The 24,393-nt window shown below is 67.6% G+C and carries 20 protein-coding genes; 2 read left to right on the top strand and 18 right to left on the bottom strand.

Features of this window, described 5'->3' with window-relative positions:
- Nucleotides 1-16: 16 nt before the first annotated feature.
- The 6 genes from E2E30_RS11645 to argS all read right to left on the bottom strand — a co-directional run bounded on the left by E2E30_RS11645 (nt 17) and on the right by argS (nt 5,290).
- Nucleotides 17-265 (bottom strand): twin-arginine translocase TatA/TatE family subunit, encoded by a 249-nt coding sequence (locus E2E30_RS11645; RefSeq protein WP_133189979.1) that lies wholly within the window; start codon nt 263-265, stop codon nt 17-19.
- Between the two features lie 26 nt (nt 266-291).
- Nucleotides 292-879 (bottom strand): SMC-Scp complex subunit ScpB, encoded by a 588-nt coding sequence (scpB, locus tag E2E30_RS11650; RefSeq protein WP_133189981.1) that lies wholly within the window; start codon nt 877-879, stop codon nt 292-294.
- Nucleotides 876-1,619, bottom strand: coding sequence for a segregation and condensation protein A (locus E2E30_RS11655; protein WP_133189983.1), 744 nt, complete (start codon nt 1,617-1,619; stop codon nt 876-878). The genes scpB and E2E30_RS11655 overlap by 4 nt, the downstream gene beginning before the upstream one ends.
- A 78-nt stretch (nt 1,620-1,697) precedes the next feature.
- Nucleotides 1,698-2,705 (bottom strand): glycoside hydrolase family 3 N-terminal domain-containing protein, encoded by a 1,008-nt coding sequence (locus tag E2E30_RS11660; RefSeq protein ID WP_133189985.1) that lies wholly within the window; start codon nt 2,703-2,705, stop codon nt 1,698-1,700.
- A 189-nt stretch (nt 2,706-2,894) separates the two neighbouring features.
- Nucleotides 2,895-3,566, bottom strand: a complete 672-nt coding sequence (locus E2E30_RS11665; protein WP_206365566.1) for an SPOR domain-containing protein — start codon at nt 3,564-3,566, stop codon at nt 2,895-2,897.
- A complete protein-coding gene (gene argS / locus E2E30_RS11670; RefSeq protein ID WP_133189989.1) occupies nt 3,566-5,290 on the bottom strand; it encodes an arginine--tRNA ligase in 1,725 nt (574 codons plus the stop codon). Before argS ends, E2E30_RS11665 begins: the two co-directional genes overlap by 1 nt.
- 221 nt (nt 5,291-5,511) lie before the next feature.
- Between argS and E2E30_RS11675 the strand changes: the two genes are divergently transcribed.
- Entirely contained in the window at nt 5,512-7,428 is a 1,917-nt protein-coding gene (locus tag E2E30_RS11675; protein WP_133189991.1) for a CocE/NonD family hydrolase, read from the top strand.
- A 208-nt stretch (nt 7,429-7,636) separates the two neighbouring features.
- Here E2E30_RS11675 and E2E30_RS11680 read toward each other — a convergent pair whose 3' ends face one another.
- Both E2E30_RS11680 and E2E30_RS11685 read right to left on the bottom strand, forming a co-directional pair.
- The gene (locus E2E30_RS11680; RefSeq protein WP_240698917.1) at nt 7,637-8,788 is read right to left on the bottom strand and encodes a DUF1501 domain-containing protein; all 1,152 of its coding nucleotides are present in this window, start codon (nt 8,786-8,788) and stop codon (nt 7,637-7,639) included.
- 3 nt (nt 8,789-8,791) lie between these two features.
- Entirely contained in the window at nt 8,792-10,342 is a 1,551-nt protein-coding gene (locus E2E30_RS11685; RefSeq protein ID WP_133189993.1) for a DUF1800 domain-containing protein, read from the bottom strand.
- Nucleotides 10,343-10,553: 211 nt separating this feature from the next.
- Between E2E30_RS11685 and E2E30_RS11690 the strand changes: the two genes are divergently transcribed.
- Entirely contained in the window at nt 10,554-10,847 is a 294-nt protein-coding gene (locus tag E2E30_RS11690; RefSeq protein WP_133189995.1) for a hypothetical protein, read from the top strand.
- A 78-nt stretch (nt 10,848-10,925) separates the two neighbouring features.
- Here the strand turns inward: E2E30_RS11690 and E2E30_RS11695 are convergent, their stop codons facing one another.
- The 10 genes from E2E30_RS11695 to E2E30_RS11740 all read right to left on the bottom strand — a co-directional run bounded on the left by E2E30_RS11695 (nt 10,926) and on the right by E2E30_RS11740 (nt 24,366).
- Nucleotides 10,926-12,098, bottom strand: coding sequence for a deoxyguanosinetriphosphate triphosphohydrolase (locus E2E30_RS11695; RefSeq protein WP_133189997.1), 1,173 nt, complete (start codon nt 12,096-12,098; stop codon nt 10,926-10,928).
- 28 nt (nt 12,099-12,126) lie between these two features.
- Complete coding sequence (locus E2E30_RS11700) at nt 12,127-14,538, bottom strand: SPOR domain-containing protein (RefSeq protein WP_133189999.1); 2,412 nt, start codon at nt 14,536-14,538, stop codon at nt 12,127-12,129.
- Between the two features lie 124 nt (nt 14,539-14,662).
- A complete protein-coding gene (gene ftsZ / locus E2E30_RS11705) occupies nt 14,663-16,135 on the bottom strand; it encodes a cell division protein FtsZ (protein ID WP_133190000.1) in 1,473 nt (490 codons plus the stop codon).
- Nucleotides 16,136-16,246: 111 nt separating this feature from the next.
- Entirely contained in the window at nt 16,247-17,509 is a 1,263-nt protein-coding gene (gene ftsA / locus E2E30_RS11710) for a cell division protein FtsA (RefSeq protein ID WP_133190002.1), read from the bottom strand.
- A gap of 29 nt (nt 17,510-17,538) precedes the next feature.
- Entirely contained in the window at nt 17,539-18,522 is a 984-nt protein-coding gene (locus E2E30_RS11715) for a cell division protein FtsQ/DivIB (protein ID WP_133190004.1), read from the bottom strand.
- Entirely contained in the window at nt 18,519-19,466 is a 948-nt protein-coding gene (locus tag E2E30_RS11720; RefSeq protein WP_272482930.1) for a D-alanine--D-alanine ligase, read from the bottom strand. Before E2E30_RS11720 ends, E2E30_RS11715 begins: the two co-directional genes overlap by 4 nt.
- A 100-nt stretch (nt 19,467-19,566) precedes the next feature.
- On the bottom strand, nt 19,567-20,472 hold the full coding sequence (murB, locus tag E2E30_RS11725; protein ID WP_133190006.1) for a UDP-N-acetylmuramate dehydrogenase: 906 nt from the start codon (nt 20,470-20,472) through the stop codon (nt 19,567-19,569).
- 170 nt (nt 20,473-20,642) lie between these two features.
- Nucleotides 20,643-22,046: a UDP-N-acetylmuramate--L-alanine ligase gene (gene murC / locus E2E30_RS11730; protein ID WP_133190008.1), complete on the bottom strand. Its 1,404-nt coding sequence runs from the start codon at nt 22,044-22,046 to the stop codon at nt 20,643-20,645.
- Nucleotides 22,043-23,185: an undecaprenyldiphospho-muramoylpentapeptide beta-N-acetylglucosaminyltransferase gene (murG, locus tag E2E30_RS11735; protein WP_133190010.1), complete on the bottom strand. Its 1,143-nt coding sequence runs from the start codon at nt 23,183-23,185 to the stop codon at nt 22,043-22,045. Before murG ends, murC begins: the two co-directional genes overlap by 4 nt.
- Complete coding sequence (locus E2E30_RS11740) at nt 23,185-24,366, bottom strand: FtsW/RodA/SpoVE family cell cycle protein (protein WP_133192062.1); 1,182 nt, start codon at nt 24,364-24,366, stop codon at nt 23,185-23,187. Before E2E30_RS11740 ends, murG begins: the two co-directional genes overlap by 1 nt.
- Between the last annotated feature and the right edge of the window lie 27 nt (nt 24,367-24,393).

Here is a 24,393-nt window from a genome sequence, read left to right on the forward strand (position 1 = left end):
AGCGCGGTGCCGCTGATCAGATTTCGGTGTCGCGGATGCGATTGCCGTCGCGGTCGAACACGGGGTCCGCCGACGCCTTGGCTTCGATCCGGCCCGGAACACCATTGGGTTCGCGCTTGGGTTCGTCGTCCTCGGCCATGCCCTTCTTGAACGACTTGATGCCCTTGGCGACGTCACCCATCATGTTCGAGAAACGGCCGCCACCAAGGACCAGGATCGCGATCCCGCCGAAGATCAGCCAGTGTACAATACTCAAACCACCCATGATCGGTCTCCTAAGGTCATCCCTATCTAGTCCTCCTCGTCGGAAACTTCCACCTCCGCGTCGGAGTCGATCCGCTCGAAGGCGAGATCGACCGGGTCGAGCAGCCCCGCCGCGCGCAGATCGTCGATCCCCGGCAGATCGCGCCGGCTCGCCAATCCGAAATGCGCGAGGAATTCCGGGGTCGTCGCATAGAGCAGCGGCCGTCCCGGCACCTCGCGCCGCCCGGCAGGCCTGATCCAGCCCGCTTCCATCAATACGTCCAAGGTGCCCTTAGAGATGCCGACGCCGCGAATTGCCTCGATTTCGGCGCGCGTCGTCGGCTCGTGGTACGCGATGATCGCGAGCGTCTCGATCCCGGCGCGGGTCAGTTTGCGCGGCTCCTCGTGCGTACGGCGCAGCAAGTGCGCCATGTCGGGCGCGGTCTGGAAGTGCCATCGCTCGCCGCGCTTGACGAGTTCGATCCCGCGCCCGGCATAATCGGCCTGCAGCGTGGCGAGCGCGGCGCGGACTTCGACGCCCTGCAGATGCGTGCGGATCGCGTCCGCGGTCATCGGTTCGGTCGCGGCGAAGAGCACCGCTTCGACCGCGCGAACGACCGGATCGGGTGCACTCACGCCCGCGGCTCGACGGGTGTGCGCAGGTATAACGGCGCGAACGGCGATTGCTGGCGGAGTTCGGCCCGGCCCTGCTTGGCGAGTTCGAGCGCGGCGACGAAGCTCGAGGCGAGCGCGGATTTGCGGAACACGCCCGTCGCCGCCGGCGGGAGGAAGGTCTCGATCGTCCGCCATTCCATCGTTATCCCGAGCAGCCGCCCGACGCGCTCGAGCGCGGCCTCGAGCGTCATCACCTCGCGCTGCGCGACGACGTGCATGACGGGGCGCGTCCGTGCGGTGATGACGCCGTATGCGGCGATCAGATCGTAGATCTCGGCCTGCCACAGCGCCTTGCGCTGCGTGCGCAAGCCTTCGGGCGCGCCGCGCGGGAAAACGTCGCGCCCGATCCGGTCGCGCGCGACCAGCCGCGCGCCCGCCTCGCGCATCGCGCTGAGGCGTTCGAGGCGGAGTTGCAGGCGCAGCGCGAGCTCTTCGGGATTGGGCTCTACCTCGGGATCGCGGGGTAGCAGCAGCCCCGATTTGAGATAGGCGAGCCACGCCGCCATCACGAGATAATCCGCCGCCAGCTCGAGCTTGATCGCGCGCGCCTCCTCGACGAAGCGGAGATATTGATCGACCAAGGCGAGGATCGAGATCGCTTTCAGATCGACCTTCTGGTTGCGCGCGAGCGCGAGCAGGACGTCGAGCGGGCCTTCCCAGCCGTCGAGATCGAGCGTCAGCGTTGCAAGGTCTTCGGTCATTGCGCGAACGGTAGCAAAGACGCTCGCCGAGCGGCAGCCCCTTCTAAATCCTCACCTGGTACCGCGGCGAGGGGGCATTCAGGTGAGCGCGAGCAACGCGTCGCGTTTGGCAATCAGCGCGGCGAAATCGCCGTCGCCACGCACCCCCGCCACGCTCGCCATCGCGCGATCGAGCCGCGTGCGCGAGATCGCAGAAATCTCCCCGAGCCGCGCGGCGATATCCTCCATCTCGTCCATCCGCCCCCAGCAATCGAGCACCAGGTCGCATCCCGCAGCGATCGACCCCGCCGCCTTGTCGCCGGCCGTGCCCGACAGCGCCTTCATGTCGATATCGTCGGTCATCAACAGCCCGTCGAAGCCGATCCGCTGGCGGATGATCTGCTCGATCACGACGGGCGACAGCGTTGCGGGGCGCGCCGGATCCCAGGCCTCGAACACGATGTGCGAGGTCATCCCCATCGGCGCATCGCTGAGCCGCGCGAACGGCTGGAGATCGATTTCGAGCTCGGCATCCGTCGCGGTGACGGTCGGCAGATGATAATGCGTATCGAGCTTGGCGCGGCCATGCCCCGGCATGTGCTTGACGACACCGACTACGCCGCCGCGCTGCAGCCCGTCGAGCGTCGCCTTGCCGAGGGCTGCAACGCGCATCGGGTCCGAGCCGAAAGCGCGCGTGGCGATCGCCTCGGTCGTATCGGGCTGCGCCACGTCGAGCAGCGGCAGGCAGTCGACGTTGATGCCGACCTCGGCGAGCATCAGCGCGATCGCTTCGGCATTCGCGCGCGCCGCCTCGATCGCCGAGATCGGCGCGATATCGTAGAGCCGGTCGAACGCGGGGCCTGCCGGGAAAGCAGGCCATTCGGGCGGCCGCATCCGCGCGACGCTGCCGCCTTCCTGATCGATCAGGATCGGCACGTCGTCGCGCCCCGACAGCGCGCGCAGACTGTCGGTCAGCGCGCGGACTTGCGCGCGGGTCGCGATGTTGCGCTTGAACAGGATGTAACCGGCCGGCTCGGCAGCGGCGAAAAAGCTGCGCTCGGCAGGCGAAAGTTCGAGGCCGGATAGGCCGAAGATGACGGGCTTCATGCAACGCGCTTAGCAACAAGCGCGGGGCTTCGCACCATTCCGAATGCGACCCGGGCCATTCCCTCCGATACGTCACCCCGGGCTCGTCCCGGGGTCCACCGGGACGCGCGTGCTACGCTCCCAACACTTGCGGCCCGCTGGACCCCGGCACAAGGCCGGGGTGACGGGTACCGCGCGGAGCCGTCGCGATCAGCCCCGCGGCACGAAGCAGGCCTGCCCCGCCGCGGCGAGCTTCGCGCACAGGCTCGTGGCCTGGCCCGCGCTGCCGGCATTGACGCGCAGGCGATAGACGGTCTTGCCGCCGACCTGCGCCGCCTGGACCGACTTGCCCATCGGCGCGAGATCGGCATGCTTTTTCGAGATCGCGCGCCAATTGGTATCGGCTTCGGCCTCGCTGCCGAACGACCCGAGTTGCACCAGCGCGCCGCCCGACGCCTTTTCGGCCGACGGGATCTTGGCGACGGCCTTGCTCGCGCCAGCCTCGGCCTTGGCAACCGGAGCCTTCTTGCCCGCGATCGGCTTTTCGGGAAGCGCCTTCATGTCGATCGCGGCGTTGCCGGTGGCGGCGCCGTTGCTCGTCGCGATCGCACTGTCGCCTTCGCCGTCGACCTTGATGCCACCGGGATCGTCGGGCTTGACCTTATAATCGCCCTCTTGCGCCGCGATCATCGCGCCGTTGCCGTCGACGCCCTGGTGTTGCTTGTAATATTGATAGCCGAAGATCACCGCCGCGACGACGAGCAGCGCCGCCACGATCAGGCCGATGATCTTCACGACCGACGGGCCATCGTCATAATCGTCCTCGACCGTTTCGAGCCAGGGAAGGCGATCCTCGTCGCGCATATCGTATTCGCCTGCCATCAGTTCATCTCCTGGACCGCCTGGACGCCCATGATGCCCAACCCGTTACGGATAATCTGCCCGATTGCATCGGCCAAGAAAAGCCGCGCGCACGTCATCGCCGGATTATCGGGCAGGAGGAAGCGCCGGTCGGGCCGGTCGTTGCCGACGTTCCACAAAGCATGGAGCGAAGCGGCCAAGTCGTAGAGATAAAAGGCAATCCGGTGCGGTTCGCGCGCCGCGGCAGCGGTGTCGACGATCCGCGGGAACTGCGCGGCGAACTTCACCAGCGCGAGGTCCTCCGTGTCAAGTTGGGACAAGTCGACCGTATCACAGACGATTCCCGCCTCCGCCGCACGCCGATGGAGCGACGCGACGCGCGCATGCGCGTAGTTCACATAGAAGACCGGATTGTCCTTCGACGCCTCGACCACCTTGGCAAAGTCGAAATCCATCTGCGCATCCGCCTTGCGTGTCAGCATGGTGAAGCGGACGACGTCCTTGCCGACCTCGTTGACGACATCGGCGAGCGTGACGAAATTGCCCGCGCGCTTCGACATCTTGATCGGCTCGCCAGCGCGCATGAGGCGGACCATCTGCACCAGCTTGACGTCGAAGCGCGTCTTGCCGCCGGTCAGCGCCTGCACTGCGGCGACGATCCGCTTGACGGTGCCGGCATGGTCGGCGCCCCAAATGTCGATCAGCGCGTCGGCCGACTGTGCCTTCTGGAAATGGTACGCGAGATCGGCGCCGAAATAGGTCCACTGCCCGTTGGATTTCCTGATCGGGCGATCCTGGTCGTCGCCGAACTGGGTCGAGCGGAACAGCGGCAGCACGACGGGCTCCCAATCCTCGAGCTCCTGGCCCTTGGGGGCTTCGAGCACGCCGTCATAGATCAGGTCGCGCGAGCGCAATTCGGCCTCGGCCTCCTCGGGCTTGCCCGCTGCCTGCAGCTCGGCTTCGGACGAGAACAGGTCGTGATGGATGCCGAGCAAGGCGAGATCGGCCTTGATCAGCACGAGCATCGCCGCGACCGCCTTGGTGCGGAACAGCACGAGCCACTCGTCTTCAGGCTTGCCGACATAGGCGTCGCCGAATTCGGCGGCGAGCGCCTGGCCGACCGGCACGAGGTAATCGCCCGGATACAGCCCCTCGGGGATCTCGACGGTCTCGCCAAGCGCTTCGCGGTAACGCAAGTGGACCGAGCGCGCGAGCACGTCGACCTGGCCGCCGGCGTCGTTGACGTAATATTCGCGGATCACCTTGTGGCCCGCGAATTCGAGCAGCGCAGCGAGCGCATCGCCGACGACCGCGCCACGGCAATGCCCCATGTGCATCGGCCCGGTCGGGTTGGCCGAGACATATTCGATGTTGACCGTGGTGCCCGCGCCGCGGTTCGAGCGGCCGTAATCGTCGCCACCATCGCGGATCGCCGACAGTTCGGCACGCCACGTATCGTCGGTCAGGCTCATGTTGATGAAGCCCGGCCCGGCAATCGACACCTTCTCGACCTCGTCGAGGCCGGCCAGCTGCGCGACGATCTTCTCGGCGAGCGCGCGCGGGTTGGTCTGCGCGGGCTTGGCGAGCACCATCGCGGCATTGGTGGCGAGATCGCCATGCGTCGTGTCGCGCGGCGGCTCGACCGTGATGTTCGCGCGGTTGAGCCCTGCGGGCAGGTCGCCGCTGGCTTCAAGGGCATCGAGCACCGCATCGATATGCGCGGCGAAACGGGTGTAGAGGGTCATTGGGGCACGTCCGGTGGTGTCTGCGAGCGCGGCGCATAGCGGATACGGGGGGCGGCTTCAAACACTCCTACCCGCCACGGGGAGCGTGACCCTTTTGCCCCTTCAGCAAAAGGGTGGAGGAGCCACAAGGTCCCCTCCCCATTCCGGGGAGGATTTGGGTGGTTGATCGCAGCATCACACTGCGCCTACCAACGGCATATCTCCCTTCCGAAAGGTCGCCCATGAAACGCCACGCCCTTCTGCTCGCCGCCACCGCCGCGGTGATCGCGCTCGCGCCGGTCCACGCCCAGCAGAAGGCGCCGGCCGCAGCCGCGGTCGGCGGCGACATCCCCGCCAAGTTCAGCCCGCCCGAGGCGCAGAACGATTACGTCAAGCGCGAGGTGATGATCCCGATGCGCGACGGGACCAAGCTCTACACCGTGATCGTCTACGCCAAGGGCCTGACCAACGCGCCGATCGTCCTCACGCGCACGCCGTACAACGCCAAGGGCCGCGCGCACCGCACGGACTCGGCGAGCGAGCTGTCGACGCTGCCGCTCGCCGACGAGATGTTCGTCAAGGGCGGCTATATCCGCGTCTATCAGGACATTCGCGGCAAATACGGCTCGGAAGGCGACTATGTCGTCACGCGTCCGGTCATCGGCCCGCTCAACCAGACCAAGGTCGATCACACGACCGATGCGTACGACACGATCGACTGGCTGGTGAACAAGGCGAACCTGCCGGAATCGAACGGCCGCGTCGGGATGATCGGATCGTCGTACGAGGGCTTCACCGTGGTGATGGCGCTGCTCCATCCGCACCCTGCGCTGAAGGTCGCAGCACCGCAGAGCCCGATGATCGACGGCTGGATGGGCGACGACTGGTTCCATTACGGCGCGTTCCGCTTGCCCAATATCGGCTGGCTCGGGTCGCAGACCGGCTACAAGGGCGAGGGCAAGGCGCCCCCGTCGGGTGGCTATGACGATTACGATAATTTCCGCACCATCTCGGCGGGCGATTGGGCGAAGAAGTCGGGTTACGACCAGCTGCCGTACTGGAAGCGGATGGTCGAGCATCCCGCCTATGACGGCTTCTGGTCGGGCCAGGCGCTCGACACCTTGCTCGCGGCGAGCCCGTCGAACGTTCCCACGCTGTGGGAACAGGGCCTGTGGGATCATGAGGACATGTGGGGCGGGATCCACAGCTATGAGGCACTCGTCAAGGCCGGGCACCAGTCGAACAACTATCTCGTGATGGGCCCGTGGCGCCACAGCCAAGTCAATCGCGAGGGCCGCACGCTCGGACCGCTGACGTGGAACGGCGACACCGCGCAGCAATATCGCGAAGACATGGTGCTGCCGTTCTTCAACCAATATCTGAAGGACGGTCCGGCAGTCACGCTGCCCGCCGCCGCAATCTACAACACTGGTGCGAACCATTGGGACAGTTTCCCCAAATGGCCGCTGTCGTGCGACACCGGCTGCGACACGCCGCTGACCCCGCTCTATCTGCAGGCCGACAAGGGACTCGGCTTCGAGCGCGCGGCGAGCGGTGGCGACAGCTATGTGTCCGACCCCGCCAACCCGGTCCCCTACCTCCCGCGCCCGATCAATTTCGACGATGGCCGCTGGGGCGACTGGCTCGTCTCGGACCAGCGCTCGGTCGACGGTCGCACCGACGTGATGAGCTATTCGACGCCTGCGCTGACCAAGACCGTCAAGGTCTCGGGCGTGCCGTGGGCCGACATCTTCGCCAAGACGACCGGCAGCGACGGCGACATCGTCGTCAAGCTGATCGACGTCTATCCCGACGAAATGGCGAGCAACCCCAAAATGGGCGGCTATCAGCTCGCGATCAGCCTCGACATCTTCCGCGGGCGGTATCGCGAGAGCTTCGCCAAGCCGAGTGCGATCCCGGCGAACAAGACGCAGCAGTATCGGTTCCGTCTGCCGGCGGTGAACCATGAGTTCCTGCCGGGGCACAAGATCATGGTGCAGGTGCAGTCGTCGCTGTTCCCGGTCTATGACCGCAACCCGCAGACTTTCGTGCCGAACATCTTCCTCGCGAAGCCCGCCGACTACAAGAAGGCGACCGTCACGATCGAGCATGGCGCGGCGGGGGCGAGCGCGGTGCTGCTGCCGGTGGTGGCGAAGTAAAGAACGCTTTTGCGCTGCCCCCTCCCCCGTTCGGGCTGAGCCTGTCGAAGCCCTGCCCTCCCCACGCGACCGCGTCGCGCGGGGCACGGGCCCTTCGACAAGCTCAGGGCGAACGGGATAGGGAGCACCGGTGCTCCGGGGCGCGGAAGACGCCCGTCATGCCGGGCTGAGCCGGTATCCATGGATCAAGTCCGGGGTGACTGCTGCGTCACACCAGCCCGTCGACCGCCTTCGTCCCCTTGCTCAGCGGGAACAGCGCCGCCATCGCGCGCGCCGGCTCGACGCTGAAATGCCCCGCCACCGCGCCCGCGATGAACGCGTCGAGCTGCAGCGTCGGCTTCAGATCGCGCCCCTCGAACAAAGCCGCCGCTTGCAGCCCCGGCCAGTCTGCCAGCACCCGTCCGCCGCGCACCGCCCCGCCGAGCAGCATCGCCGAGCTGCCCGTGCCATGATCGGTCCCGCCGGTGCCATTGACCGCGACGGTCCGCCCGAATTCGGTCGCGACGAGCACCATCGTGTCGCTCCACAAAGGCCCGAGCCCCGCCTGCAGCGCGCCGATCATCCCATCGAGCCCCTTCAACTGCGCGCCGAGCCGCTGGCGCTGCTGCGTATGCGTGTCCCACCCGCCGGTCTCGATCATCGCGATCCGCGCGCCATTGGCGGGCGCAAGCAGGCGCGCGGCAAGCGCCCCCGTCGCCACCGCATTGGCGCCGCCGCCCGCCGCGAGATCGCTGGTGAGCTCGCGCGTGCTCATCGCCTCGCTCCACAGCCCGTGGAGCTGCGCGTCGCCCTGATAGAGCATCGCCACGCGCTGCATCAGATCGTCTGACGCCTGCGGCAGGTTGGAGGGGGCATAGGACGACACGTCATGCTTGCCGCGCAGCGCGAGCGGCACCGTCGCCGACACCGCGATCGCCTTCGCCTCGGTCGGCGGCAGCACGCCGAGCAGCCGGTTGAGCCAGCCATCCTTGACTTGATACGCGCTCAGCCCGCCGCTCTCGAGCACGTTCTGCCCGTCGAAATGCGATCGATCGCGGTACGGCGAGGCGACGGCATGCGCGAACAGCGCTTGCTTGCGGCCATAAAGACCCTGCAGCGCCGTCATCGTCGGATGCAACGCGAACATCCCGTCGAGCTTAGGCGCGCTCGCGAAATCGGCGGCGAGATCGCCACGCGCGCCGACGAACGCCGGATCGCCGACCGGCGCGACGATACCCATCCCGTCGGCTGCGCCGCGCTGGATGATGAAGATGAAGCGCTTGTCGGTCTCGGCCTTGGCGAATGCCATGCGCGGAGCAAGCGCGAGCGCGAGCGCCCCCGCACCGAGGAACGCGCGACGATCAAGAATAGGGGAATACATGGCCTATCTCCGCATGAATTCAGGAGCGACGAGCAGCAGCGCGAGCGCTTGCGCCGGACTCTCGCAATTGGCGAGCGCCGTGCTCGTCGCCGGGGTTACCGCACCGGGCAGGATCTTGGGGCCAAGCGCCCGCGCGTCGACGCTTGCCGCGCGCGAGGCGAAGCGTTCCGCCGCCTCGACCCGCCGCAGCACCGCATCGGGCCCGGCCCAGCTGCCGGCGATATCGTCATAGCCGATCGGCTGCCCCGGCTTCCACGTCGGCTGGCCGAGCTGGTTGAGCAGGCCGACCATCGCCTGTGGATCCGCGGTCTTCACGTTCAGCGCGCGCATCGACGAGATCGTCCACTCCCACGGCGTCTTGAACTTGAGCGGTTGCTCGACCCACGCCTCGGGCGAAGCGATCAGCGCGCGATACACGCTCGGCAGATCGCCGCCCGATTTGACGAATGCCGCCTGCAGCCGCGCGACCATCGCCGGCGGCGGGGTGTCGCCCGCGAAATGCCGCGCGAGCTTGGTCGCGATGTGGCTCGCGGTGGCGGGCGAAACCGCCACGTCGGCGAGCACCGCGCTCGCCTGCTCGACTCCGCCTGCGGGATAGGTCTTGCCCATCACCATGCGGTCGCCTGGTTCGTGCAACGGTGCGGCAAAGACGAAATCGCCCGGCAAGCCATCGGTCCCGGCGGCGCGAGCGCCCGGCCCCTGCCCGATCCCGGCGACGGTCCAACCCGTCATCGCGCGCGCGAATTCGGTGACGTCGGCCTGGCTATAGCCCGTCCGCACGCCGAGCGTATGCAGCTCGAGGATCTCGCGCGCGAGATTCTCGTTGAGGCCGACCTTGCGCCCACCATTCCCGGCCGCGCGTGCGGCGATCCGTTGACCGAGCGGCGAATTCGGACCGACCGACACCGCCTGATCGAGATAGAGCAGCATCGCGGGATGCTGTTCCACCGCCATCAGCATGTCGTGGAAACTGCCGAGTACATGCGGCCGGATCGCCTCGAATTCGAGCGTTCCCGCCAGCCCGACCACCTGGAGCTTATCGGCCGAAACCGCAAAATGGTTCGCCCAGAAATGCACCAGTCGCTCGACGAACGGCGTGTCGGTGATCAGTGCCTGCGTCACCCGCGCGCCGACCGCGCCGGCATAATCCCCGCGCCCGGTGCGCGCGGCGAACTGACGCGCCTGCTTCATCGCATCGTCGGGCATCGGCTTTGCGGCCGGCGGCAACGGCGCCATCCCCGGCGGCTGGACCGACTGCGCCCCCATCTGCAATCCCGCGGGTGCCGATCCCGGCATCGGCGCGACTGCGGCAGGAGGACCAGGCGGCACGCCCGGTTTGCCACCCTGCTGCGCGCGCAGCGCGCGCTGCTGGCGGAAATAGTCGGCGAGATCGGCCGATACCGCCGCGCTCGTCGGCGCCGAGGCGATCGCATCGGGACGGGGATCATAATGCGCGAACTGCCCGTTCAGCCATGCAACCGGGTCGGCCGGAATCGGCTGATCGCCGCGTGCGCCCAAACCGAACCGATTGAGTGCGATACTTGCCTTCGTCATCACCGCGTCCTTCTTTACGCCGTGCGGAGGTATCACCGCAATCTGTCGCAGAATTATGCCCGCTACGGTCAGACGCTTTCGTTTCGTGCAACTGGTCGCGCATTCTTTGCGCTTGGGCTCATGCTGCACCGCAATATGTTAGTCCCATCATCACAATCATCTTCTGTGGAGAGGATGCGCGATCGGCTTTCGAAATTCGGAAGGAACGATCATGATCAAGACCATTTTCGCCGCTACGGCCCTGCTTGCTGCCACGGTTTCGCCTGCGCTTGCCACGGATTCCGCCAGCCACACCTTCACGCGCGACGGCGAGACTTACACCTACAAGACGATCGACAAGGGCGACCACGTCCTGATCAGCGGCCGCCGCCAGTCGGGCAGCGCGTTCGAGCTCAACGTCCGCGGCGACCAGGTGACCGGCGTTTCGGGCGGGACCCCCGTCTCGTTCGTCGTCCCCAACGCGCAGGCCAAGCTGACCTCGTCGACCAAGCTGGCATTCCGCTAAGCCGTTCGGGCCGGGCGTGTTGCTCCGACTGCCAATGGCAAGCGGAGCGACACGCTCAAGCCGTATCGAGTGCCGGGTTCAGAAACCTTCGGGCAAATCGATTGGACCGACCACCTCGCGGTAACGCGACACTGCGTAATGATCGGTCATCCCGGCGATGAAATCGGCGATGTGGCGGCTGCGCCACGGCTCTTCAGCCGGGATCCGCGCCGCCCAATCCGCCGGCATCCGTCGCGCATCGGCGCGATAGGCGGCAAACAACCCTGTTATGATCCCTTCCGCCGCGCGCGCCGCCTCGAGCTGGCGCGGGTGGTGGTAGAGATTCGCGTACATGAAGCGCTTGAGGATCCGCTCGTCCTCGCGCATTTCGGGCGAGAAGCCGACCAGGCAGCGCCCCGCCGCGCGCACGTCGGCGCTATCACCAATCCCGACTAGCCGCGACCGCGTCTCGGCGATCAGATCGTTGACCATCGCGCCGATCTGCGAGCGGATCAGCTCGCCGACCAGCCGTGCGGGTACGACGTCGGAAAAGCGCGCGCGTACGGCATCCCAGCCGCGCGCGATCAGCGGCACTTCGAGCAATTGGTCGAGCGTCAGCAAGCCAGCGCGCAGGCCATCGTCGATATCGTGATTGTCATAGGCGATGTCGTCGGCAATCGCCGCGACTTGCGCCTCTAGGCTCGACCAATTGCCCAGATCGAGTGGAAACGCCGCATCGCAATCCGCCAACGCCCAGCGCGGCTTCTTTACCGGGCCGTTATGCTTGGCGAGCCCCTCGAGCGTTTCCCATGTCAGGTTGAGCCCGTTCCAGCGCGGATACGGGCTGTCGATCGTCATCAGCGCGCGCAGCGTATTGCCGTTATGGTCGAACCCGCCCTGCCCGGCCAGCGCCGCCTGAAGCGCATCCTCGCCGGCGTGGCCGAACGGCGGATGGCCGATGTCGTGCGCGAGCGACAGTGCCTCGGTCAGATCCTCGTTGAGCCCGAGCGTTCGCGCAATCGTGCGCGCGATCTGCGCGACTTCGAGGCTGTGCGTCAGCCGGACGCGGAAATGGTCGCCGTCGGGCGCCATGAACACCTGCGTCTTGTGGCGCAGCCGGCGGAAGCTGATCGAATGGATGATCCGGTCGCGGTCGCGCTGGAAGGCATCGCGCGGGCCGCGCGCGCCACCGGGCGCGCTCCCCTTTTGTTCTACATGGAGGCGACCGCGGCTGCGCTCCGGGTGAGAGGCCCAGGGCGCAAGCAGCGTCATACCGGTCGGTAGTCCATCAATCGAAGGGTCATTTGGCGCCGAGCTTGGAGATCTTCTGGCCGGCGTCGCTGACGAAGACGAAGCCCGATACGCCGTCCTTGGCGATCTTGTTGACGAACGCCTGCGCTTCGTCGTCGGTCTTGAACGGGCCGGTCAGGATACGGTTGGTCGCGCGCAGCGGCGTCGTCCAGCCGCTGCGGCCGGCGAGTTGCTTGTTGCCGCTGCGCAGCTTCGACCATTGCTTGGGCAGATCGTTCTCGTTCGCGCCGCCCGCGACCTGGACCCAGATCCGCGACGGCTCGAGCAGCTTGGGATCGTTCTTGCGCTTTTCCTCGGCCGCCTTCTTGGCGTCCGCCAGTTTCTTGTCGGCGACGGCTTTCTTCGCGTCGGCGATCTTCTTGTCGGCAGCGGCCTTCTTGGTGTCGGCGAGCTTCTTGTCGGCAGCCGCCTTCTTCGCTTCGGCGAGCGCGGCCTGATCGGCGGCTTTCTTGTCGGCGAGCTTCTTCTCGGCTGCCAGCTTCTTCTGCGCCGCTACTTCATCGGCTCGGGTCGTATCCAAGGGCGGGACCACAGCGCGCGCACGCTCGATTGGCGCCGGGGTCGGGCTCGGCGCGGTTTCGACCGGCGACTCGTTGGCGGGCACCTTTATGTCGGAGATGATCGCCGCGAGGATCGAATCCTCGCTGCGGACGGGTGTCGGCGCCGCTGGCGTAGGCGCGACCGGGGTTGGGGCGACGTCAACCGGTGCAGGCGTCGCTGCAACGATCGTCGCGCTTTCCGCCGCCGCTGCGAGCGTACCGTCGGGCGGCGCCGTGGCGGTCTGAGTCGGAGCAGTCGCCGGCGACGGAACGGCCGCGCCCGCCGTGCTGGTGCTCGGTGCTGCGACGAGCCCGCCCGGCGTCGCGCCGAGGCGCGTCGTCGACGCCGCTGTGCCACGATCGCCGACCGGGAGCGGGGTGTTCGACGCGGCGAGCACAACCGGCGCGGCGGTTGCCGAGGCAACCGCTGTCGGCGCGGGCGCTCTCACCACCGGAGCGCTGACTTGCGGCACCGCGACGGGCAGCGGCGCAGCGACGGTCGCTGCCGGCGCCGCGATCGTGGCCTGGGTCGGGGCAGCCGCCGTCTGGACCGGACGCGACGGCACGGTCATGCTCGGCGTCGTGGGAAGGGTGCGAAGCTGCGCCATCGCTGCGGTGTTCGCGGCTTGCGCGGCCGTCACCGGCGCGCGTTGGACGTAGCGCGGAGCGGGCAGCGCTTGCGCGTAGGGCGAGGCCGGCAGTGACTGGACATACGGCGTGGCGGGCGCGCGCTGCGGTTGCGCGTAGGGCGATTGCACCGCCGGCGTACCAGGCAGGCGCTGGACAAAGGTCGCCGTCGGCGCGCCCGTCATCGGCGTGTTGGCGGCAAGCGCGGTGCGCGGCGCGATCGCTCCGTACGACGGGGGTGCGGGCAGCGGCGGCGGCGGTGGTGGCGCCACGCTCGCGACGACCTCGACGCGTCCACGATTGCGGCGCGCTTCCTTGGCGCGGCGGCGTTCCTCGCGCGCGTCGACCACGACGGGTGCCTTGACCACCGCCGCGACCTGAACCGGCGCGGTCGGATCGGGGCCGAGCGCCGCGAGCGGGGGCACGAGCCGCGCGTCGTTGACGCGGTCGAGGCTCGGCCGCACTTCGCCGAAATGCACCGCGAACGCGCGGTCGGCGGGGCGCAAACTCGACAGGATCTCGAAGAACGGCTGCAACCCTTGCGCCATCCCGCTCGGCATCATGCTCGTCGCGATCTTCTCGGCGCCGGCCTTGTCGCCCGCCATCGCCAGGATGAAGGCGCGCGCGCGCCACGCGCCACGATCGCTCTTGCGCAACAGCTGGTCGATCTGCGTCAGCGCGAGCTCGCGCTTGCCCGAAATGCCGAGCGACAGCGCATAGCGTCGCTGCGTCTCGTCATTCGCGCCAGCGCGCAGGGCCACGCGGTAGTCGCGCTGCGCGCGCTCCTGCTCGCCGATCAGGTCATAGGCCAGACCGCGGTCGGCGGCGAAGCTGCGCGGATCGGCGCCCAACCGCTCGGCCTCGGCGAAATGGCGCAGCGCGTCGCCGGGCCGCTCGGCTGAGACGAGCAAGCTGCCCTCGCCCGCCTTGACGCGCGCATTACGGGGATCGATCCGCTCGGCGCGCGCGAAGAAGGCGGCAGCTGCAGTATCGTCGTCGAGCCTCAGCGCGAGTTCGCCCGCCCGAATCAGCGCCTGCAAATCCTGCGGATTGGCCGCGAGCAGCCGGATCTGGCTCGCGAGCAGATCGGCATCCGAGAGCGGCTGCACGCTATAAGGCGACGGCACGCTGGCATAAGGCGAGCTGCCATAGGGCGAGGGATAGCTCGACTGCGCATTCGCCGCAGACGCAAGCGTCAGCGCAGATACGGAGGCAATAAGACGAACGGCGCGCATGGTCAGTCCTAGAGCGGTTTATCGCGCAGGCGGCAAGCGACCGCCCGGCCGCGCTGCGACCAATCGACACCCAGTGACGGCGAGCGCCCGATCGGGAGCGCTCGCCGTGATCCGCCGCGGATCGTTACTGGTTGTTCTGCCGATGCAGGAAGCGCGGGATATCAAGCGGATCCTTGTCGGCGGCAGGCTCCTCGTCGCGCGCGGCGCCGCGCGAGACGCTCGACATGCGCTCGAACAGTGTTCCACCGAGCTTGACGCGCGGCGCTGGCGCCGCGGGCGTGGGCTCGGGGGCGGCGGGAGCCGCTTCTGCGGCGGGCGCACCCGGCGACAGCCAGCGGCGGCGCGTCGGCGCTTCGGCGGCGGTGTCGTCGGCAGCGGGTGCCGATGGCGCGGGGGCCGTGTCGTCGAAGCTCGTCACCGGTGCGGGCGCAGGGGCCGGAGCGGGTGCCGGCTCGGGGGCGACCACGGTCTCGCTGCCGAGCACCAGCTCGTCGTCCTGCGACGCGGGCTCGGGTGCCGCTTCGTCGGCAGGCGCGGGGTCAGCCGCGGGAGCCGCCGGCGTCTCGGTCTTCTTGGTGCCCGAGAAGCTGAACGCGCGCGACACTGGCGGCGCTGCCGGAACGGGGCGCACTTCGGCCTCTATCCCGGTGGCGACCACCGAAACGCGGATCTTGCCCTCGAGATCGGGGTTGAACGCCGAGCCCCAGATGATGTTGGCGTCTTCGTCGACCAGCTCGCGGATGTGGTTTGCGGCTTCGTCGACTTCGAGCAGGCGCATGTCGTCGCCGCCGGTGATCGACACGATGACGCCCTTGGCGCCCTTCATGCTGACACCGTCGAGCAGCGGGTTGGCGATCGCCTTCGATGCCGCCTCGATCGCGCGATTGTCGCCCTCGGCCTCGCCGGTGCCCATCATCGCCTTGCCCATTTCCTGCATCACCGAACGGACGTCGGCGAAATCGAGGTTGATGAGGCCGGGCATGACCATCAGATCGGTAATCCCGCGAACGCCCTGCTGCAGAACTTCGTCGGCCATCTGGAACGCTTCCTTGAAGGTCGTGTTCGCGTTGGCGACGAGGAACAGGTTCTGGTTGGGGATGACGATCAGCGTGTCGACATACTTCTGCAGCTCCTCGATGCCCGCCTCGGCGCTTTTCGCGCGGCGCGTGCCCTCGAAGGCGAACGGCTTGGTGACGACGCCGACCGTCAGGATGCCCATGTCACGTGCCGCCTTGGCGATGACGGGCGCCGCACCGGTACCAGTACCGCCACCCATGCCGGCGGCGATGAAGCACATGTGCGAGCCTTCGAGCATCTTGGTGACTTGCTCGATCGTCTCTTCGGCCGCCGCACGCCCGATCTCGGGGCGCGAGCCGGCGCCGAGGCCTTGCGTGATCTTCGCACCGAGCTGGATCTTGTGGCTCGCGGTCGACTGCTTGAGCGCCTGCGAGTCGGTGTTGGCGACGAGGAACTCGACGCCCTGCACATCGGCACGCATCATGTTGGCGATGGCGTTGCCGCCAGCGCCGCCAACGCCAATCACCGCGATGCGCGGCGTGAGCTCATCGACTTCTGGCGGCAAAAATTCGATGCTCATGTCCGGTCTCCAACGTGCGCCCACACCCCGGCGCCAAACTGATATAGGTGCAGTCTTGCACCATCGCTGGCGGTCCTTCCAGAGCGAACCGCACAATCCAGTAGCAAATCTTTAATAATTCGCGCGGGCTGCCGCCATGAGGCGTCGGAACAGCGCGAAACCCTTCGGGCGATGGACCAATTGCTGCTTGCTCGACAGTGCGCGCAGATCGACCGGATCGGCCGCCGCGTAGAATGCGAGCCCGGCGAGCGTCGCGAATGCCGGTCCGGCATGCGCCTCGGGCAACGCGGTCAGCCCGCGCGGACGCCCAATCCGCACCGAGCGGCCGAGGGCCTGCTGCGCGTAATCGGCGATGCCCTTGAGCTCCGCCCCGCCGCCAGTCAGCACGACCTGGCGCCCGACCGGCCCTTCGAACTTCAGCTCGGCAAGCGCTTTGCCGACTTCGCCGATCAGATGATCGAGCCGCTGGCGGATCACGGCGATCAGCTGCGCCTTGGTGATCCGCGTGCCGTCATGCGCGTCGTCCTCGGCCGAGATCGGCGCGACGTCGATCATCTCGTGATTGTCGCGCGGGGACGCATTGGCCGAGCCGTGGACGCACTTCATCCGCTCGGCCTGCGCCCGACGCGTGCCGAAGGCCGAGGCGATGTCGTCGGTAATGTCCTGCGCGCCGATCGGGATCGACATCAGCCCGACGAGCATGCCGCCGGCGAACAGCGAAACGTTGGTGATCCCTGCCCCCAGTTCCACCAGCGCGACGCCGAGCTCGCGCTCCTCGTCGCTAAGGCATGCCATTCCAGTGGCGACCGGCGAGGCGATGATCGACTTCACCTCGAGATGCGCATTCGCGACGCACAGCCCAAGGTTGCGCACCGGCGACCCGTCGGCGGCGACGACATGGATATGGACGCCGAGCCGGTCGGCATGCAGCCCGAGCGGGCGCTTCACCCCAGTCAACCCGTCGAGCGTGTAGAGCGCAGGCTGCGCGTGCAGCACCATCCGCCCCGCCGGGTCGATCGAATCGCGACCGGCCTGGAGCAAAGCGTCGATGTCGGACTGCTCGACACGGTGGCCGCCGAGCTCGAACTCGATCGACGCGACGTCGGACACGAGGCCACCGGCCGAGAAGCTGACCCACACGTTCTCGATATTGGTGCCCGCGATCCGCTCGGCCTGCTCGACCGCCTCGCGCACCGCGACTTCGGTCGCGGCGGCATCGGCGATATAGCCGCGCTTGACGCCGCGGCTCTCGCGCTGGCCGGTGCCGAGCACGATCAACTCGCCGCCGTCACCCTTTTGCGCGATCATCGCCGACACCTTGGACGACCCGATGTCGAGCGCGGTGATGAGGCCTTCCGGTGCTGTCTTCGCCATCTGCTTGTCCCCTGTTCCGCCCGCTTACGCTATCCTTGGCCTGCTGGCCCCGATTGTTTCGCTTCGATCACGCCCGATTTGTTCGCCGGAGTCGCCTGCCCCGTCACCGGCGTCCCCGCGGGCGTCGTCGCCGTGGGATCGGTGATCGCCTTGTTGTCGACCAGCCCCGGTTTGCGTGCGACCAGCCGCGTCGGGTCGCGCATGTCGAACCCCAGCCAGCCCTTGCCGAGCAGCGGCTTGACCCCGTCGAGCTGCGCGAAACGCACCAGCGCCTTGCCCGCCGCCGCGTCGCCCTCGGGCAAAGCGAGCGTCTCGCCGCTTTCGAAGGTGAGCGTCCAGCGGCGGTTGCCGACCCACGTCGCCGCCTTGACCTGGCCGCGCAACGCCGGCGCGACGTCGAGCAATTGCCGATACGCCGGCTCCTGCTCATTGGCGTGCGCGCCGATCACCAGCGGCAGATCGGGCATCGCCTCGGGATTGACCGGCTCGAGCCACGTTCCGTTCGCCGAGATCAGCGAGAGCTGGCCCTTGTTCTGCCAGATCGCGCTCGGCGTACGCTCGATGACGTTGACCATCAGCGTGTCGGGCAGCCGCCGCGAGACGTGCGCGTCCTCGATCCAGCCGCTGTGCGCGAGCAGATCCTGGCGGATCTTTTCGAGGCTGACGAGCGGCATCGCCATCGACGGCTGGTTCGCCGCGATCTTGTAGATCACGTTGTGGTCCATCCGCTTGAGACCGGTGATCTGGATATTGGTGACGCGGAACCCCGCATCGCCGATCCCCTCGCCGATCGCGCTGCCGATCGCCGCGGGCACGCCGAGATAGGTCGCACCGACGAGCACCGCCGCGCCGACCGCGCCCATGATCGACCAGGTCGCGATCTTATGGAGCGTCGCTTCGCTGACCGGCAGCATCGCGATCAGCTTGTCGATCGTCGATGCCTTGGGCGGCTTGCGCCGCTTCGGCTGGACCGGGCGGCGTGCGGTGCCGCGCTTGATCGTGCCGCTGCTCATGGCGCCTTTTCTTTCAGCGCCCGATCCTTCACCGCCTCGTCGACGATCGCCTGGACGAGCTGCGGATAGGTAATCCCGCAATGCTTGGCTTGCTCAGGCACGAGGCTGAGCGGGGTCATCCCCGGCTGGGTGTTGACCTCGAGCAGGAACAGCCCCTCGACCCCGGCCTCGTCGTCCCAGCGGAAATCGGAGCGCGACGCGCCCTTGCAGCCGAGCAGGCGGTGCGCGTCGAGCGCGATCTGCTTGCACGCCGCGGTGATCTCGTCGGGGATCGCGGCGGGGAAGATGTGCTCGGTCTTGCCGTCGGTATATTTCGATTCGTAATCGTACCAGCCGGTGAGCGGCTTGAGCTCGGTGACGCCGAGCGCTGTGTCGCCGAGCACCGCGGTGGTGAGCTCGCGGCCGCGGATGTACGGCTCGGCGAGCAATTCGTCGAACTCGCTCCAGGGCCCGGGCGTGCTGCGCGCGATCGGGTTGCCGTAGTTACCCTCGGCGGTGACGATCGCGACGCCGACCGACGACCCTTCGTTGACGGGCTTGAGCACATAGGGCCGCGGCAACGGGTCGCCGTCGTACAGCGTTTCGCTCTTGACGATCCGCCCGCCCGGCATCGGGATCCCGGCGGGGACGAGCAGCAGCTTGGTCAGCTGCTTGTCGATCGCGATGACCGAGGTGGCGAGCCCCGAATGCGTATAGGTCAGCCCCATCAGATCGAGCATGCCCTGCACCGCCCCATCCTCGCCGGGCGTCCCGTGGAGCGCGTTGAAGACGATATCGGGTTTCGCCTCGGCGAGCTTTGCCGCGACGTCATGCCCCATGTCGATCCGCGTCACGCGGTGCCCGAGCGATTCGAGCGCATCGGCAACGCCAGCGCCCGACATCAGCGACACGTCGCGCTCGGCCGACCAGCCGCCCATCAGGACTGCGACATGAAGTGCGCTCACAGCCCGTCGCCCCGGCGCAAGCCGGGGCCGCCTTGCGATGATAGGGTACGCCCGAAACCGAGCGGCCCCGGCCTGCACCGCGGCGACGAAAGAGTCCCGTTCACTGCTCGATTCCCACCCGCTGAATTTCCCACTCGAGCGTCACCCCGGACTGTGCCTTCACCCGCGCAATCACATCCTCACCCAAGGCCTCGATATCGGCGCTCGTCGCCGCGCCGAGGTTGAGAAGGAAATTGCAATGCTTCTCGCTGACCTGCGCATCGCCGCGCCGCAGGCCCCGGCAGCCGGCGGCGTCGATCAGCGCCCAGGCCTTGTGGCCGGGCGGATTCTTGAAGGTCGAACCGCCGGTCTTCGAGCGCAACGGCTGCGACGCCTCGCGCTCGGCGGCGATGCGGTCCATCTCGGCCTGGATGACTGCCGGTGCTTCGGGATGACCGCGGAAGGTCGCGCTCACGACGACGGCACCAGCGGGCAGCGTCGAGTGGCGATAGGTATAGCCGAGCGCCTCGACCGCGAGCGTCTGCCGCTCGCCCGAGCGCAAGACGATCTCGCACTCGACGAGCACATCCTTGGTTTCGCGCCCGTACGCGCCGCCATTCATCCGCACGAAGCCGCCGACCGTGCCGGGGATCGACCGCAGGAACTCGACGCCGCCGATGCCAGCATCGCGCGCGCTCGACGACACGAGGATCCCGCTCGCGCCGCCGCCGCAGCGCAGGGTGGTGGAGTCGAGCGTCTCGACCTTGGCGAAGGGCTTGCCGAGGCGGATCACCACGCCGGGCACGCCGCCATCGCGGACGATCAGGTTCGAGCCGAGGCCGAGCGGGAGGACGGGGATGCTGGGGTCGAGCGCGGCGAGGAAGGCGCTGAGGTCGGCGACGTCCTTGGGTTCGAACAGCCACTGCGCGCTGCCGCCGGATTTGAACCAGACGAGCGGGGCAAGCGGGGCATTGTCGGTGACCCTGCCTTCAATCCCCCTCCCGCTTGCGAGTCCGAGGTCGGTCATGCCCCCGGCATGACCTGAACGATGCGGGGCATCGTTCACCTCGGACTGGGTTAGGGGAGGGAATGACCTGGAAGCTTGGGCGACGCCTAAAGAAGGCCCTCCCCCGGCCCCTCCCGCAAGCGGGAGGGGGGAAGAAGCAGCAGGAGAAGACAGAGAAGACTCGCTCACGCTCATCGCGCAGCCTCGATACCAGCCGCCAAGCCAGCCGCCCATTTGGTAATATCCCCAGCCCCCAGGCAGACCACCATATCACCGGGCTGCACGACCTCGGCCAGCCGCGCCGCCAGCGCCTCGGGCCCGGCGATCGTCGTCGCCGAGCGATGCCCGCGCCGCTTCAACCCCTCGACCAATGCCTCGGCATCGACACCCTCGACCGGCGCTTCGCCCGCTGCATAGACCGGCGCCACGAACACCATGTCGGCATCGTTGAACGCGCCCTGGAACTCCTCCATCAAATCGCCCAGTCGCGAGAAGCGATGCGGCTGCACCACCGCGATCACGCGGTTCTCGACGCCCTCGCGCGCTGCCGACAGCACTGCGCGGATCTCGACCGGGTGATGCCCGTAATCGTCGATGATCGTGACGCCACCCGTCTCGCCCACCTTGGTGAAGCGACGCTTCACCCCGCCGAACTTGGCGAACCCCTGCTGGATCGTCGCATCGTCGATCCCGAGCTCGAGCGCGACGCCGATCGCGGCGAGCGCGTTCTGGACGTTGTGGCGCCCCGGCATCGGCATCTCGATCCCCTCGATCGAGCGGGTCGTCCCGTCACGGTGTCGCACGATCACCTCGAAGCGGTTGCCGCCCGGGATCGGCGTCACGTTCACCCCGCGCACGTCGGACTGCGCCGAGAAACCATAGGTCACGACACGCCGGTCGCGGACGCGCGGGATGATGTTCTGCACTTCGGGATGATCGAGGCACAGCAAGGCCGCGCCATAGAAGGGCACGTTCTCGACGAACTCGACGAACGCATCCTTCACCGCATCGAACGAGCCATAGTGGTCGAGATGCTCGGGATCGATATTGGTGACGACCGCGATCGTCCCGTCCAAACGCAGGAAGCTGCCGTCGCTCTCGTCGGCCTCGACCACCATCCAGTCGCTCGCGCCCAATCGCGCGTTCGAGCCGTAGGAATTGATGATCCCGCCATTGATCACGGTCGGATCGACCCCGCCCGCATCGAGCAGCGCCGCGACCATCGACGTCGTCGTCGTCTTGCCATGCGTCCCGGCGACCGCGACGGTCGATTTCAGCCGCATCAGCTCGGCGAGCATTTCCGCGCGCCGCACCACCGGGATGCGCCGTTCGAGCGCGGCCTCGACCTCGGGGTTGCCGCGCTTGATCGCGGTCGACGTGACGATCACCGCGGCATCGCCGAGATTGTCGGCATGGTGCCCGATCAGCACCTTGATCCCCTTGGCGCGCAGGCCCTCGACGACATAGCCCTCGGCCACGTCCGACCCCTGCACCGCATAGCCGAGGTTCTTCATCACCTCGGCGATGCCCGACATGCCGATGCCACCGATGCCGACGAAGTGGATCGTCCCGATATCGGTTGCGACGCCCCTCATGCGAATGCTGCCTTTACGGGCTGCGGCTTTCCGATCGGCATGTCGCCGAGCGGATCGCCGAGGCTTTCGACGAGGTTGGCAAGGTCGCGCACGGCGTCGGGCCGCCCGCACGCGCGCGCGCGCCCAGCGGCGTTCTGCAGCGCCTCGGGGTCGAGCCCGAGCTTCTGCATCTGCTTGGCGAGTTCGACCGGGGTGAAGTGGCGCTGATCGATCGTCCGCGCGCCACCGGCTTGTGTCATCTCGCGCGCATTGGCGGTCTGGTGATCGTCTGTCGCCGAGGGGAGCGGCACGAGGATCGCCGGACGCCCGGCACAGGTCAGTTCGGCGAGCGTCGAGGCCCCTGCGCGGGCGATCACGAGATGCGCCCAGGCGAGCTGTTCGGGCATGTCGGGCAAGTACGTGGCAAGGTCAGCGGCAATCGACAGCTCGGCATATTTGGCGCGGCAGGCCTCGATATCCTCGATCCGCGCCTGGTGGGTGACTTGCAGCCGCCGCCGAAAGGCGACGGGCAACATCGAAAGGCCGTCGGGGACGACTTGGCTCAGGACGCTCGCGCCCTGGCTCCCGCCGGTGACGAGGACGCGGAAGATACCGTCCTCCTCGAGCAGCGGATACGGCTTGGAGCGCAAGGCGAGCACCGCGTCGCGCACCGGATTGCCGACGAGATGCGTCTTCGCCAGCAGCTTCGGCTTGAGCCGAGCAACGTCGGCGTAGGACGTGGCGATCGCATCGACCTTGCCTGCGACGAGCCGGTTGACGCGGCCGAGCACGGCGTTCTGTTCGTGCACCGCAGTCGGAATGCCGTGGTTGAACGCGCCGAGCAGCGCCGGGAGCGCCGGATACCCCCCAAAGCCGATCACCGCATCGGGGCGAAAGCTCTTGTACAGCTCGATCGCCATCGCGCGCCCGTTGAGCATCGCGCGCGCCGCCTTCAGATAGCCGATCGGCCCGCCGCTCAGGCGTCCGGCCGGGAGGATATGCGTCTGGATCCCCTCGAACAGCCCGGGAAAGCGCACGCCGCGCTCATCGCTGACGAGCGCGACATAATGCCCACGCTGGATCAGCTCGGCGGCAAGGGCGGCGGCCGGGACCATGTGCCCGCCGGTGCCGCCTGCTGCCAATACGAAATGCTTTGCCATTATATGCCGCTCCGATGCGCGATATATTTGGATCGCGTAACGAACGGATTGCGCCGGGTAAACGCCAGCAGCAACCCCATCCCGATCGACAGCGCGACAAGCGACGATCCGCCATAGCTGATGAAGGGCAGCGTCATCCCCTTCGACGGCGCGAGCCCGGTGTTGACCGCCATCGAAATCAGCGCCTGCACGCCGAACTGCGTCGCGAGCCCGGCGGCGGCGAACAGACGGAATTCGTCCTGCTCGTCGAGCAGCTTGACGAACACCCGTACGACGATTGCAAGGAACAGAAACGCGATGATCATGCACGCGATCAGCCCGAATTCCTCGCCGATCACCGAGAAGATATAGTCGGTATGCCCCTCGGGCAGCCGGAACTTCATCGCGCCGCCGCCAGGGCCGGTCCCGCGCCAGCCGCCCGCGGTGATCGTGTCGTGCGCGGCATTGGTCTGGAAATGGTCGGCTGCGCCGATGCCGTCTGCATCGGGGAACAGGAACGCGTTGATCCGCGCGCGTGCCGTCCCGTAGAACATATAGGCCGCCCCCAGCCCCAGCGGCACTGCGGCGATCAGCCCGCCGATCACCTTGGGCGACGTGCCCGAGATCATCAGCAACGCCATCCACACCGCGCAGAACACCACGGTCTGCCCGAAATCGGGCTGGAGCATCAGCAGCAGCGCGACGAGCGCGGTCATCCCGCCGGTGATCATGACCACCGGCAGCGATTCGTCCTGCGCGCGCATCGACAGCACCCAGGCGGCGGTGACGATGAAGAAGGGTTTGAGGAACTCGGACGGCTGGAGCAGCGACACGCCGAGGTTGAGCCAGCGCGTCGCGCCGTTCTTCTGCACGCCGATCACCGGCACGAGCATCAGCAATATCAGACACGCGACGGTGCCGATCAGCGCCATCCGTCGCGCGACCGGCACGGGCAGCATCGAGACGACGAGCAGCACGGGGAGCGACACGCCGACCCAGGCGAGCTGCCACCACAGATAGAATAGCGGCGGCACGACATGCTTGCCGTCCGAATAGCGTGTCGCAGCGGCAGGCGACGCCGCACCGACCGCAACGAGCCCGACCGCCACCAGCAGCAGCGTCAGCAGCAGCAGCATCCGGTCGATATCCCAGAACCACATGCCGAGCGCCGAGCGGTCTCCCCGACCGCCGCGATGCTTCATGCTCTTCCACAGCTTTGGAGGCGGGGT

This window comes from Sphingomonas sp. AAP5 (assembly GCF_004354345.1).
Taxonomy (GTDB): Bacteria; Pseudomonadota; Alphaproteobacteria; order Sphingomonadales; family Sphingomonadaceae; genus Sphingomonas; species Sphingomonas glacialis.

Bases quoted from the DNA above. Each gene is read 5' to 3' on its own strand.
- murB (WP_133190006.1), bottom strand. From the start codon at position 20,472: ATGACCGACCTCGGACTCGCAAGCGGGAGGGGGATTGAAGGCAGGGTC.
- E2E30_RS11665 (WP_206365566.1), bottom strand. From the start codon at position 3,566: ATGGCAGGCGAATACGATATGCGCGACGAGGATCGCCTTCCCTGGCTC.
- E2E30_RS11740 (WP_133192062.1), bottom strand. From the start codon at position 24,366: ATGAAGCATCGCGGCGGTCGGGGAGACCGCTCGGCGCTCGGCATGTGG.
- E2E30_RS11700 (WP_133189999.1), bottom strand. From the start codon at position 14,538: ATGCGCGCCGTTCGTCTTATTGCCTCCGTATCTGCGCTGACGCTTGCG.
- argS (WP_133189989.1), bottom strand. From the start codon at position 5,290: ATGACCCTCTACACCCGTTTCGCCGCGCATATCGATGCGGTGCTCGAT.
- murC (WP_133190008.1), bottom strand. From the start codon at position 22,046: ATGAGGGGCGTCGCAACCGATATCGGGACGATCCACTTCGTCGGCATC.
- E2E30_RS11645 (WP_133189979.1), bottom strand. From the start codon at position 265: ATGGGTGGTTTGAGTATTGTACACTGGCTGATCTTCGGCGGGATCGCG.
- ftsA (WP_133190002.1), bottom strand. From the start codon at position 17,509: ATGGCGAAGACAGCACCGGAAGGCCTCATCACCGCGCTCGACATCGGG.
- E2E30_RS11680 (WP_240698917.1), bottom strand. From the start codon at position 8,788: ATGTATTCCCCTATTCTTGATCGTCGCGCGTTCCTCGGTGCGGGGGCG.
- E2E30_RS11655 (WP_133189983.1), bottom strand. From the start codon at position 1,619: ATGACCGAAGACCTTGCAACGCTGACGCTCGATCTCGACGGCTGGGAA.
- E2E30_RS11715 (WP_133190004.1), bottom strand. From the start codon at position 18,522: ATGAGCAGCGGCACGATCAAGCGCGGCACCGCACGCCGCCCGGTCCAG.
- E2E30_RS11695 (WP_133189997.1), bottom strand. From the start codon at position 12,098: ATGACGCTGCTTGCGCCCTGGGCCTCTCACCCGGAGCGCAGCCGCGGT.
- murG (WP_133190010.1), bottom strand. From the start codon at position 23,185: ATGGCAAAGCATTTCGTATTGGCAGCAGGCGGCACCGGCGGGCACATG.
- E2E30_RS11685 (WP_133189993.1), bottom strand. From the start codon at position 10,342: ATGACGAAGGCAAGTATCGCACTCAATCGGTTCGGTTTGGGCGCACGC.
- ftsZ (WP_133190000.1), bottom strand. From the start codon at position 16,135: ATGAGCATCGAATTTTTGCCGCCAGAAGTCGATGAGCTCACGCCGCGC.
- E2E30_RS11660 (WP_133189985.1), bottom strand. From the start codon at position 2,705: ATGAAGCCCGTCATCTTCGGCCTATCCGGCCTCGAACTTTCGCCTGCC.
- E2E30_RS11690 (WP_133189995.1), top strand. From the start codon at position 10,554: ATGATCAAGACCATTTTCGCCGCTACGGCCCTGCTTGCTGCCACGGTT.
- E2E30_RS11675 (WP_133189991.1), top strand. From the start codon at position 5,512: ATGAAACGCCACGCCCTTCTGCTCGCCGCCACCGCCGCGGTGATCGCG.